11 protein-coding genes are annotated in these 12636 nt (G+C 62.3%); all 11 read left to right on the top strand.

Annotation, left to right across the window (positions count from 1 at the left end; translation table 11 throughout):
* The 11 genes from nuoN to M9955_25165 all read left to right on the top strand — a co-directional run bounded on the left by nuoN (position 1) and on the right by M9955_25165 (position 12594).
* Positions 1-1431 (top strand): NADH-quinone oxidoreductase subunit NuoN, encoded by a 1431-nt coding sequence (gene nuoN, locus M9955_25115; protein ID MCO5084930.1) that lies wholly within the window; start codon positions 1-3, stop codon positions 1429-1431.
* Between the two features lie 2 nt (positions 1432-1433).
* Entirely contained in the window at positions 1434-2258 is an 825-nt protein-coding gene (locus M9955_25120; GenBank protein ID MCO5084931.1) for a biotin--[acetyl-CoA-carboxylase] ligase, read from the top strand.
* 10 nt (positions 2259-2268) lie between these two features.
* Complete coding sequence (locus M9955_25125; protein MCO5084932.1) at positions 2269-3933, top strand: ribonuclease J; 1665 nt, start codon at positions 2269-2271, stop codon at positions 3931-3933.
* A gap of 126 nt (positions 3934-4059) precedes the next feature.
* Positions 4060-4464, top strand: coding sequence for a methylmalonyl-CoA epimerase (gene mce / locus M9955_25130; protein ID MCO5084933.1), 405 nt, complete (start codon positions 4060-4062; stop codon positions 4462-4464).
* Positions 4461-4727, top strand: coding sequence for a DUF1467 family protein (locus M9955_25135; protein MCO5084934.1), 267 nt, complete (start codon positions 4461-4463; stop codon positions 4725-4727). The genes mce and M9955_25135 overlap by 4 nt, the downstream gene beginning before the upstream one ends.
* A 480-nt stretch (positions 4728-5207) precedes the next feature.
* Positions 5208-6536 (top strand): proline--tRNA ligase, encoded by a 1329-nt coding sequence (locus M9955_25140; GenBank protein ID MCO5084935.1) that lies wholly within the window; start codon positions 5208-5210, stop codon positions 6534-6536.
* Positions 6533-7819, top strand: a complete 1287-nt coding sequence (locus M9955_25145; protein ID MCO5084936.1) for a lipoprotein-releasing ABC transporter permease subunit — start codon at positions 6533-6535, stop codon at positions 7817-7819. Before M9955_25140 ends, M9955_25145 begins: the two co-directional genes overlap by 4 nt.
* On the top strand, positions 7816-8499 hold the full coding sequence (locus M9955_25150) for an ABC transporter ATP-binding protein (GenBank protein ID MCO5084937.1): 684 nt from the start codon (positions 7816-7818) through the stop codon (positions 8497-8499). The genes M9955_25145 and M9955_25150 overlap by 4 nt, the downstream gene beginning before the upstream one ends.
* A gap of 312 nt (positions 8500-8811) precedes the next feature.
* On the top strand, positions 8812-9291 hold the full coding sequence (locus tag M9955_25155; protein ID MCO5084938.1) for a (2Fe-2S)-binding protein: 480 nt from the start codon (positions 8812-8814) through the stop codon (positions 9289-9291).
* Between the two features lie 141 nt (positions 9292-9432).
* Positions 9433-11784, top strand: a complete 2352-nt coding sequence (locus M9955_25160; GenBank protein MCO5084939.1) for a xanthine dehydrogenase family protein molybdopterin-binding subunit — start codon at positions 9433-9435, stop codon at positions 11782-11784.
* Positions 11785-11796: 12 nt separating this feature from the next.
* Entirely contained in the window at positions 11797-12594 is a 798-nt protein-coding gene (locus M9955_25165) for a xanthine dehydrogenase family protein subunit M (GenBank protein ID MCO5084940.1), read from the top strand.
* Positions 12595-12636: the final 42 nt, after the last annotated feature.

Consider the following 12636-nt stretch of genomic DNA (forward strand, 5'->3'; position numbering starts at 1 on the left):
ATGGATCTGAATTCGAGCCTCGCCCTTGTCGCACCGGAACTGATCATCGCCGTCGGCGCGATGGTGCTGCTGATGATCGGCGTCTATTCCGGCGAGCGGGCCAACACCACGGTAACCGGCCTTGCGGTCGCGCTGTTGATCGGCGCTCTCGCCTGGATGCTCCTGTTCACATGGAACGGCGATGCCTTCGGCACGGCGTTTACGAACGACGCCTTCGCGCGTTTCATGAAATGTCTCTCGCTCATCGGTTCGGCCGTGGCGCTCATCATGTCGGTCGGTTTCGCCAAGGCGGAAAAGTTCGACAAATTCGAATTCCCGGTCCTCATCCTGCTCTCCACGCTGGGCATGATGCTGATGATCTCGGCCAACGACATGATCGCGCTCTATCTGGGGCTCGAACTGCAGTCGCTGGCGATATACGTGCTGGCCGCGATCAACCGCGACAATCTGCGGTCCACGGAAGCCGGCCTCAAATATTTTGTGCTCGGCGCGTTGTCGTCCGGCATGCTCCTCTACGGCATTTCGCTGGTGTACGGTTACACCGGCAATACGGGTTTCGACGCCGTGGCGGCGGCGCTTGCGCAAGGAGAACGCCAGCTTGGTCTGGTCTTCGGTCTGGTGTTCGTGCTGGCTGGCCTTGCCTTCAAGATTTCTGCTGTGCCGTTCCACATGTGGACGCCGGACGTCTATGAGGGCGCGCCGACCCCGGTCACCGCATTTTTGGCTGCGGCGCCGAAAATGGCCGCGATGGCGCTGATCGTCCGCGTTACCGTCGGCGCGTTCGAGCCGATCTCGTCCGACTGGCAGCAGATCATCGTCTTCATTGCCATCGCCTCCATGGCGCTGGGAGCCTTCGCCGCGATCGGCCAGAAGAACATCAAGCGCCTGATGGCCTATTCGTCCATCGGCCATATGGGTTATGCGCTGGTGGGTCTCGCGGCCAACAGCGAAGCCGGTGTACGCGGTGTCGCCATCTACATGCTCATCTATCTGGTGATGACGCTCGGCACTTTCGCCTTCATCCTCGCCATGCGCCGCAAGGACGGCAATGTCGAGCAGATCAGCGATCTTGCCGGCCTCTCCAGCACAAATCCGGTGATGGCGACGATCCTCACCATCCTGATGTTTTCGCTGGCCGGCATCCCGCCGCTCGCCGGCTTCTGGGGCAAGTGGTACGTGTTCATGGCGGCGATCAACGCCAACCTCTACGCGCTGGCGGTGATCGGTGTGCTGGCTTCGGTGGTAGGCGCCTACTACTATCTGCGCATCATCAAGATCATGTGGTTCGACGAACCGGTAGGTGGTTTCGTGCCGATGGCCGGTGAGTTGCGCCTCGTTCTCGGCCTTTCCGGCGCGTTCGTGCTCTTCTACGTCCTGTTCGGAGGTCCCATCGCCGGCATGGCGGAAGCGGCGTCGAGGACGTTCTTCTGAGCATGGCTTTTTCGCTCGGTCCGAAGGCCGCTTTCGAAGGCTATCGGCTGGAAGCGTATGAAACGGTCGGGTCCACCAACACGCTGGCGCTCGACCGGGCGCGGGCCGGTGATCCGGGCATGCTGTGGATCGTGTCCAAGAAACAGGAAGGCGGGCGCGGCCGGCGTGGGAGGACATGGGAGACTCCGGAAGGCAATCTCGCAGCGACCCTGCTCGTGGTTGATCGCCACGATCTGAAGGTCGCGGCGACGCTCGGCTTCGTCGCCGGACTGGCGCTTGCCGACGCTCTCAATCTGGTTGCGCCGGAGGCCCGGCTTGCCGTCGGCGTCGATGGTGCGGGCAAGGCGAGTAATCGCTTCGAACTGAAGTGGCCGAACGATGTTCTGGCTGACGGCGCGAAGCTCGCGGGCATTCTGCTCGAATCGCATCTTTTGCCGGACGGTCGGGTCGCCCTTGCGGTCGGCATAGGCGTCAACGTCGTCGCCCATCCCTCGGACGTTCCCTATCCCGCTACCTCGCTTGTCCAGCTCGGCTCTTCGGCCACAGCAGAGCACCTGTTCATTGCCTTGTCGGATGCCTGGACCGAATATGCGCGCATCTGGAACGGCGGCCGCGGGCTGGCGACTATCCGCAAGCTATGGCTCTCCCGTGCGGCGGGTCTGGGTTCGGAAGTTGCCGTAAATCTCGGCGGCGAGGTGAGGCGCGGTATCTTCGAAACGATCGATGAAGACGGCCGCTTCGTGATCCGTGGGACGCGCGGCGAGACCGTGACAATCGCGGCGGGCGACGTGCATTTCGGCGCGGTCGCATCGGTGCGGGTGTCTTAGGGAGGTTCTGATGGCGGACAATACCGAACTCGTCTTCGTGCCGTTGGGAGGCCTCGGCGAGATCGGCATGAATTTCATGCTCTATGGGTTCGGCCCGGCCCATAATCGCGAATGGATCATCGTCGATGTCGGCGTGACGTTTCCGGATGCGCATCTGCCGGGCGTCGATCTCGTCATGGCGGACATCCGCTTCGTGGAGGAAAACCTCGCTTCGTTGCGCGGCATCGTGATCACGCACGCGCATGAGGACCACTACGGTGCGCTGCACGATCTCTGGCCGAAGCTGAAGGCGCCGGTCTGGATGTCGCCGTTCACCGCCGGGTTGCTTGAGGCGAAGCGTCAGGCCGAGGCGAACGCGCCGAAGATTCCCGTGACGATCTACAAGGCCGGCGAGAAGTTCACCATCGGGCCGTTCCAGATCGAAGCCATTCCCGTCGCGCACTCGATCCCGGAGCCGATGGCCTTGGCGATCACGACGCCGGCGGGAACCATCGTGCATACCGGCGACTGGCGGCTCGATGCGACGCCTGAAATCGGCCCGCCGACCGACGAAGCGCGGCTCAGAACGCTGGGCGACGCCGGCGTGCTGGCGCTGGTCTGCGATTCCACCAATTCGGTACGCGAAGGGGAGTCTCCATCCGAGCAGGCGGTGGGCGAAAGCCTGAAGAACCTCATCGCCGAGGCAAAGGGTAGGGTGGCGATCACCACATTCTCCTCCAATGTCGGCCGCATCCGATCGATCGCCGAGGCCGCGACCCGCGCCGGACGCAAGGTGATGATCCTCGGCACTTCCCTGAAGCGCGTCATCAATGTCGCCGGCGAGCTCGGTTATATGGAGGGTATGCCCTCTTTCGCGGCCGAGGAGGACTATGCCTATATCCCGCGCGAGAACCTCGTCATCATCTGCACCGGCAGCCAGGGCGAGTCGCGCGCCGCGCTGGCCAAGCTTGCCCGCAACGAGATGAAGACTGTCCAACTGACGCCGGGCGATACGGTCATCTTCTCGTCGCGCGTCATTCCCGGCAACGAGAAGGCGATTCTCGAAATCAAGAACCAGTTGATCGACCAGGGCGTCAAGGTGATCGAGGATGGCGACGCGCTGGTCCACGTCTCGGGGCATCCGCGCCGCAACGAGCTGCGCAAGATGTATGAGTGGACGCGCCCGAAGATCGGCGTTCCGGTACACGGTGAGGCGGCGCATCTGGTGGCGCAGGGCTCCCTGATGGCCGTCAGCGGCATCCTTCAGGTCGCGCAGGTGCGCAATGGCGACATGCTGCGCATCTGGCCGGGAACGCCGGAGATCATCGATCAGGTGCCGTTCGGGCGTATCTACCGTGACGGTCTTCTTGTTGGCAGCGAGGAGGCCATGGGCATCCGCGACCGGCGAAAACTCTCCTTTGCGGGTCATGTGGCGGTGAACGTCGTGCTGGATGACCGCTACGAGCTTGCCGGCGATCCCGACATCGTCGCCATCGGCGTGGCGCAGGCCGATGCCAAGGGCGATGACATGGAAGAGCTGATGCTGGATGCGGCAACAGGCGCGGTCGACTCCATACCTCGCCAGCGCCGAAAAGACCTCGATCTCGTGCAGGAGGCCGTCCGCCGGGCCGTGCGTGGCATGGCGAACGAAGCCTGGGGCAAGAAGCCGCTGGTGACGGTGTTCGTGACGAGGTGAAAAGGTCGGTGAACTGTCATCGTTGAACAGTGATTGCCGATCATCACTTCTTGCTGTTCAACGATGACAGTTCACTGATCACGGTAACTTCTTGAGTTCACCGACAACTGCTCGATAAGGATTCCCATGCTCGGTCGTCTGAACCATGTTGCAATCGCCGTTCCGGATCTTGCCGCCGCCGCCGCAATCTACCGCGATACGCTCGGCGCGTCGGTCAGCGAGACGCAGGCGCTTCCGGAGCACGGCGTGACTGTCGTGTTCGTCAATGTCGGCAACACCAAGATCGAGTTGCTCGAGCCGCTCGGCGAGAATTCTCCGATCGCCGCCTTCCTGGACAAGAATCCATCCGGCGGCATGCATCACCTCTGCTACGAGGTGGACGACATCCTTGCCGCGCGCGACCGGCTGAAGGCTTCCGGCGCCCGGGTGCTGGGCGACGGCAATCCAAAGACCGGAGCGCATGGCAAGCCGGTCCTTTTCCTGCATCCCAAGGATTTTACGGGAACGTTGGTCGAGCTTGAACAGGCATGAGCTGGATTTCCGGAGCGGCCGTCTTCTTCATCATCTGGTGGATGGTGCTGTTCGCCACACTGCCGTTCGGGCTGCGGACCCAGGAAGAGAATGACGACGTGACGCTGGGCACCGTGCCGAGCGCGCCGCACGGCCCGCATATGCTACGGGCCATCGTCCGCACGACAATCGTCGCGGCGATCATTTTCGGCGTTCTGCTGTTTCTGACCCGGGGCCTCGGGCTGAGCTTCGACGATATTCCGCGGATCGTGCCCGAATTCTGACGCTAGCTGCGCAACAGGTTTGCACTCTTTGCATCTCGCTGCGAAATCTTGCCGAAGACTTCATTTGCGAGTGACGATGCCCGTTCTTGCAAAAAAAAAGCAAGGCACGAAGCCTTGCAATTTTTGAACGCGTCCGATCCACTTCCAGAAAACTGGCGGCTGCGAATTACCGCGCCAGGACCGCATCCTCCCAAGACTTTGACCGCGTAGGAAAGCAGTTTGTTCCTGCTTTCTCGATTATGGCGAGCACACTAGACCAACGGTGGACGAATTGTCACGCATAAATTTGCCAGATTCGACCAAATCGTGTGCTGCAATGCACAATCAAACGGCAATCATGCTTGAAAAATGGACAGGGAAACTGACCCATTTGCCGAAGGCTGTCGGGTTTCCATTCCGCCACGAAATAGCTAAGAAGCCGGTTCACTCACCATCCCGGCCGCGGCGATTCCGCTTTGGCCTCGTTCCACGGATATTTCGATGCGTTTATCGCGCTACTTCCTGCCGATCCTGAAAGAGACTCCGCGCGAGGCGGAGATCGTTTCCCATCGACTGATGCTGCGTGCGGGCATGATCCGTCAGCAGGGGCAGGGAAGCTTTTCGTGGCTGCCGCTGGGCAAGCGCGTGCTCGACAAGGTGTGCCAGATCGTTCGCGAGGAGCAGAACCGCGCCGGTGCGCTCGAAATTCTCATGCCGACGATCCAGTCGGCGGAGCTCTGGCGGGAAAGCGGTCGCTATGACGACTACGGCAAGGAGATGCTTCGCATCAAGGATCGCCACGAACGCGACATGCTTTACGGTCCGACGAACGAGGAGATGGTTACGGAGATCTTCCGCTCCTATGTCCGCTCCTACAAGGACCTGCCGCTGAACCTTTACCACATCCAGTGGAAGTACCGCGACGAGGTGCGCCCGCGCTTCGGTGTGATGCGCAGCCGTGAGTTCCTGATGAAGGACGCCTACTCCTTCGACATCGACTACGAGGGCGCGCGCGCGGCCTACAATCGCATGTTCGTCTCCTATCTGCGCACCTTCACGCGTCTGGGGCTCCAGGCCATACCGATGCGCGCCGACACCGGTCCGATCGGCGGCGATCTCAGCCATGAGTTCATCATCCTTGCCGATACCGGCGAGAGCCAGGTGTTCTGCCACCGCGACTATCTCGACTTCGTCGTCCCGGGCGCCGACGTGGATTTTTCCAACGACGCCGAGATCGGCGGCATCGTCAGGCAGTGGACGACGCCTTACGCCGCCACGGACGAGATGCATGACGAGGCTGCATGGGGTGCCATTCCCGAAGACCAGAAGGTTTCGGCGCGCGGCATCGAGGTTGGCCACATCTTCCACTTCGGCGAGAAATATTCGAAGCCGATGGGCGCGAAGGTGGCCGGTCCGGACGGCAAGGACCATTTCGTCTCGATGGGCTCCTATGGCATCGGTCCATCCCGTCTCATAGCAGCCGTCATCGAGGCGATGCACGACGAGAACGGGATCATCTGGCCTGAATCGATCGCGCCCTTCGATGTCGCGCTGATCAATATGAAGGTTGGCGACGCGGCGTGCGACGAGCTGTGCGAGCGCCTGTACTCGGTGCTTGCAAAGTCCGGCAAGGACGTTCTCTACGATGACACCGATCAGCGCGCCGGTGGCAAGTTCGCGACCGCCGACCTTATCGGCCTTCCGTGGCAGGTCATCATCGGACCGCGTGGCGCCGCAACCGGCGAGGTGGAGGTGAAGAATCGCCGGACAGGCGAACGTGTCACCATTCCCGCCGAGCAGGTGCTTCACCACATAGGCGCCGCGGCATGACAGGCGCCACCGCCGCCAGAACAGGCGGGGCGGGGCCTTTCTCTGCCTTCGAGCGCATGGTCGCGTGGCGTTATCTCCGCTCGCGGCGCAAGGAAACGGTGATTTCCGTCATCGCCGGAATTTCGTTCGTCGGCATCATGCTTGGCGTGGCGACGCTCATCGTTGTCATGGCGGTTATGAACGGTTTTCGCGCTGAACTGCTGACCAGAATCCTGGGAATCAACGGTCATCTGATCGTCCAGCCTGTCGACGAACCGCTGGAGGACTATGCCGAGGTCGCCATGCGGATCTCCGGGGTGGCGGGCGTCAAATACGCCATTCCGCTGATCGAGGGGCAGGTGCTTGCGCAAGGCCATATCGGTAGCGGGGCCGGCGCTCTGGTGCGCGGTATCCGGGGTGAGGATCTGGCGAAGCTCGACCTCGTCGAAAAGAATGTCCGGCACGGTACGATCGAGAATTTCGACGGCAGCGAAGGCGTGGCCATCGGACGAAGGATGGCGGAGAATCTCGGCCTCGTGCTCGGCGACACCATCACCTTGATCTCGCCCGACGGCGACATCACGCCGATGGGCACCACGCCGCGCATGAAGGGCTATCCGGTCGTCGCCATCTTCGAGGTCGGCATGTCGGAATATGACACGTCGATCATCTACATGCCGCTGGCCGAGGCCCAGCTCTATTTCAATCAGGAAGACAGGGCGCAGACGATCGAAATCTATGTCGACAACCCCGACAATGTGGATGCGCTGCGGCAGCCCATAGAAACCGCCGCCCAGCGTCAGATCTACATGACGGACTGGCGCCAGCGGAACCAGACCTTCTTCTCGGCACTGCAGGTCGAACGCAACGTCATGTTCATGATCCTGACGCTGATCGTGCTTGTCGCGGCGCTCAATATCATTTCCGGGCTGATCATGCTGGTTAAGGACAAGGGCCGCGACATCGCGATCCTCCGCACCATGGGCGCGACGCGCGGCGCGATCCTGCGCATCTTTCTGATGACCGGGGCCGCCATCGGCGTCACGGGAACCGTTGCGGGGCTTCTGCTCGGTATCGTCATCTGCCTGAATGTCGAGTCGATACGTCAGTTCTTCTCGTGGGTTTCGGGGACGATCATCTTCGATCCGTCGCTCTACTTCCTCAGTCAGTTGCCGGCGCGGATGGAGTTCCGGGAAACGCTGTCGGTCATCATCATGGCGCTCGTGCTTTCCTTCATCGCCACCATCTTTCCGGCGTGGCGCGCCGCCAAGCTCGATCCGGTCGAAGCGCTGAGGTACGAATGATGGCGGAGGCCATTCTCGAACTCAGACAGGTCGAGCGGCATTATCTGCAAGGCCAGAAGAAGCTCACCATCCTCAGCGGCACGGATTTTTCGCTGGTGCGGGGCGAGATGGTCGCGCTGGTCGCTCCGTCCGGCGCGGGCAAGTCGACGCTTTTGCATACGGCGGGTCTGCTGGAGCGTCCCGATGGCGGCGACGTCATCCTGGGGAGCCGCGCCTGCGGACGGCTTTCGGACGACCAGCGTACGGCGATTCGCCGCAACGACATCGGTTTCGTCTATCAATTCCATCATCTTCTGCCGGAGTTTTCGGCGCTTGAAAACATCATGCTGCCGCAACTGGTGCGCGGTCTAACGAAGGACGAGGCGGGAAAGCGTGGTGCGCAACTGCTCGATTACATGCAAATCGGGCATCGCGCGAACCATCGTCCGGCCGAGCTTTCCGGCGGCGAGCAGCAACGTGTGGCGATCGCGCGGGCGGTCGCCAACGCGCCGCTGGTGCTGCTGGCCGACGAGCCAACCGGCAATCTCGATCCTGTCACGGCGGGATATGTGTTCGATGCGCTCTCCGCGCTGGTCAAGCAGTCGGGGCTTGCCGCGCTGATCGCAACGCACAATCATGAACTTGCCGCGCGGATGGACCGCCGCGTGACGCTGAAGGACGGCAAGATCGTTCCCCTCTGAGGCGATGGCAGCCCGCGGCCATTGGCTGCCGAGCCCTGATCGCTGCCCGTGTGCGTCCGGCTTGCCGCAACCGTCGAACCGACCAATCCCCTGACGCCGCATCGCCGCGCGTGCATCATCGGCATCGCGTGTCAGGCAGCGGGATTTCGGTTTCTTCGCGCCGCGCCGAGTCACAAATCCTGGATAAGCGAAAAAATTCAAACAGGCCGTTGATTTGCGGCGTTGTCTGTCGTCAGATTGAGTTTCCGGGACGGGAGCGTCGCTGGATGCATATAGGCAAGGCCGAGGGAGGTATCGTTGTCTGACCTAACCATGGTGGTTAACGGACGCACTGTGTCCGGCGCGGTCGAGGACCGCACGCTGCTCGTACATTTTCTCAGAGAGCATCTTGGATTGACGGGCACCCATGTGGGCTGCGACACGTCGCAATGTGGCGCTTGCGTCATCCATGTCGATGGCAAGGCGGTCAAGTCGTGCACGATGCTGGCCGCGCAGGCCTCCGGATCGACGATCGTCACCATTGAGGGTCTCGCGGACGGGGCGGAGCTTCATCCGGTGCAGGCGGCATTCAAGGAGCATCACGGGCTTCAGTGCGGCTTCTGCACGCCCGGCATGATCATGGCGGCGACGGACATGATCCGCCGCCACCCGGAAGGCCTGGACGAAAAGACCGTGCGCGCGGAACTCGAAGGCAATATCTGCCGCTGCACCGGCTATCACAATATCGTCAAGGCGATCCTGGCCGCTTCGGAAACCATGTCGAAGGGCAAGGGCAAAGCCAAGGCCGCCTAGAGCCGGGTGAGTAGGGAATAGGACGGCGAGCGCGGCAACGGCCCGCCCGTACCTAACTACCGAATGGATCTCGGCGAGGTTCGGCTTCCCTGCTCACTATTCGCTACTCACTACTCGCTATTTTGCGGAGGAGTTTTCGCGATGGGAATGGAAGGGATTGGCGCCCGGGTGGCGCGGAAGGAAGACAAGAGGTTCATTACCGGCGGCGGACGGTATACGGACGACATGGTCGTCTCCGGCATGAAGCATGCCGTGTTCGTGCGCAGCCCGTACGCGCATGCCGACATCAAGAAGATCGACGTCAAGGCCGCCAGGGCGATGCCCGGCGTTATCGCCGTGCTGACCGGCAAGGAACTCAAGGCGGACGGCGTCGGCAATCTGATCTGTGGCTGGATGATCCACTCCAAGGACGGCACGCCGATGAAGATGGGCGCGTGGTCGCCGCTCGCTGTCGACCGCGTCCGCTATGTCGGTGACGCCGTCGTCATCGTGATCGCCGACACCAAGGGGCAGGCGCGCGATGCTGCGGAGGCGGTCGAGATCACCTACAAGGAGCGCAAGGCCGTCACCGACACGGTCTCGGCCCTGAAGCCCGGCGCGCCGCAACTCCATCCGGAGGCGGAAGGCAATCTCATCTTCGACTGGGAGCTTGGCGACGCCAAGTCGACAGACGCTGCGTTGGCGAATGCTGCGCACATCACGAAGATGCACATCATCAACAACCGGCTGGTGCCGAACGCCATGGAGCCGCGCGCCACGCTCGGTCATTACGACAAGGCGGAAGATCACTATACCTGCTGGACGACGTCGCAGAATCCGCATGTCGCCCGTCTGGTGATGAGCGCGTTCTACAATATCGCACCGGAGAACAAGCTGCGCGTCATCGCGCCGGATGTCGGCGGCGGTTTCGGCTCGAAGATCTTCATCTATCCGGAGGAGGTCGTTTGCCTCTGGGCGTCGAAGAAGGCCGGGGTGCCGGTGAAATGGGTGGCGGATCGCACAGAAAGCTTCCTCACCGACGCGCATGGCCGCGACCACGTGTCGGAAGTCCAGATGGCCTTCGACAAGGATAACCGGATCATCGGGCTGAAGGTCGACACGATCGCCAATTTCGGCGCGTACATGTCGCTCTTCTCTTCGTCGGTGCCGACCTATCTCTACGCGACGCTTCTGTCGGGCCAGTACAATATCCCGGCGATCCATGCCAATGTGCGCGCCGTCTACACCAACACCGCGCCGGTCGATGCCTATCGCGGGGCAGGGCGGCCGGAGGCCACCTATCTCGTCGAGCGCACGGTAGAGACCGCGGCCCGCGAACTCGGCATCTCGCCAGGGGAGCTGCGCCGCAAGAACTTCATCACGCAGTTCCCGCACCAGACGCCGGTCATCATGGCCTACGACGCGGGCGATTATTCCGCATCGCTCGATGCGGCGATGAAAGCTGCGGACTATGCCGGTTTTGAGAAGCGCCGCGCTGAAGCGAAGAAGCGCGGCAAGTTGCGCGGAATCGGCATGTCCAACTACATCGAGGCCTGCGGCATCGCGCCGTCGGCGGCTGTGGGTTCGCTCGGCGCCGGCGTCGGCCTGTGGGAATCGGCGGAGGTGCGCGTCAACGCCGTCGGCACGATCGAGGTGCTCACCGGATCGCACAGCCACGGGCAGGGCCATGAGACGACCTTCGCGCAACTCGTGAACCAGCGCTTCGGCGTGTCCATCGACAGCGTGTCGATCGTCCATGGCGACACCGACAAGGTACAGATGGGCATGGGCACCTACGGTTCGCGCTCAGGCGCGGTCGGCATGTCGGCCATCGTCAAGGCGCTCGACAAGGTCGAGGCCAAGGCGAAGAAGATCGCCGCGCATCTGATGGAGGCCGACGAGGGTGACATTGTCATCGAAAACGGCGAACTGAAGGTCGCGGGCACCGACAAGAAGGTGCCGTGGTTCCAGATGGCGCTTGCCGCCTACACGGCGCACAATCTGCCCGCAGGCATGGAACCAGGCCTGAAGGAGACGGCGTTCTACGATCCGTCGAACTTCACCTTCCCGGCCGGCTGCTACATCTGCGAGGTAGAGGTCGACCCCGATACCGGCGTCACCGAGATCATCCAGTTCGTTGCGGCCGACGACTTCGGCAACATCATCAACCCGATGATCGTCGAAGGGCAGGTGCATGGCGGCATCGCGCAGGGCGTCGGGCAGGCGCTGCTGGAGGGCGCGCATTACGACGCGGCGAGCGGCCAGCTCATCACCGCAAGCTACATGGACTACACCATGCCGCGCGCGGACGACCTGCCGTCGTTCCAGATCTCGCACCAGAACACGCCATGTCCGGGCAATCCGCTGGGCATCAAGGGCTGCGGTGAGGCGGGGGCGATCGGCTCTCCGCCGGCGGTCATCAACGCCATCACAGACGCCATCGGTAACAACGACCTTCTGATGCCCGCGACGCCCGAGCGTGTCTGGGCGGCCATCAACGCAGCGAAGCACTGAGGAGACGCGACCATGTATACGGTCAACTATCACCGCGCCAAGTCGATCTCCGAAGCTGGCAAGCTCGCCCAGCAGGGGGACGCCAAGTTCCTGTCGGGTGGCATGACGCTGATTCCGGCCATGAAGACGCGGCTTGCCGCGCCTTCGGACCTGATCGACCTCACCCATATCGACGGACTGAGCGGTATCGCCGTGTCGGGCAAGGAGGTCACCATCGGGGCCGCGACGACGCATTATGTCGTGTCGCGCAACGAGAAGCTGCGCAAGGTCTGTCCGGCGCTGACGGATCTTGCCAGCCATATCGGCGACCCGCATGTGCGGTATTGCGGGACCATCGGCGGCTCGATCGCCAACAACGATCCGGCCGCCGATTATCCGGCGGCCTTAGTCGCGTTGGATGCCACGGTCGTCACCAACAAGCGGGAAATCCCGGCGTCAAAATTCTTCAAGGGCCTGTTTGAAACGACGCTGAAGGATGGCGAGATCGTCACGGCGGTCAGGTTCAACGCGCCGGCGCAGGCGGCTTATGAAAAATTCCGCAATCCCGCCTCCCGCTATGCGATCGTCGGTGTGTTTGTGGCCAAGTCGAAGGAAGGTGTGAAGGTGGCGGTGACCGGCGCCGGCGATGACGGCGTCTTCCGTTCGAAAGAGTTGGAGTCGGCACTGGCGAAATCGTTCAGCGCCGCGGCGCTGGAAGGCATCAAGGTGCCCGCCAGGAATCTCATGGACGATCTGCACGCCTCGCCGGAATACCGCGCCAACCTGATTGCCGTGATGGCCAAGCGGGCCGTGGCGAAGGCGACTGCCTGATCGCCTGCGAACGAGATGAAAGGGCGAGGGCCTTTGCGGCTA

The organism is Rhizobiaceae bacterium (assembly GCA_023953845.1).
GTDB lineage: Bacteria > Pseudomonadota > Alphaproteobacteria > Rhizobiales > Rhizobiaceae > Arvimicrobium.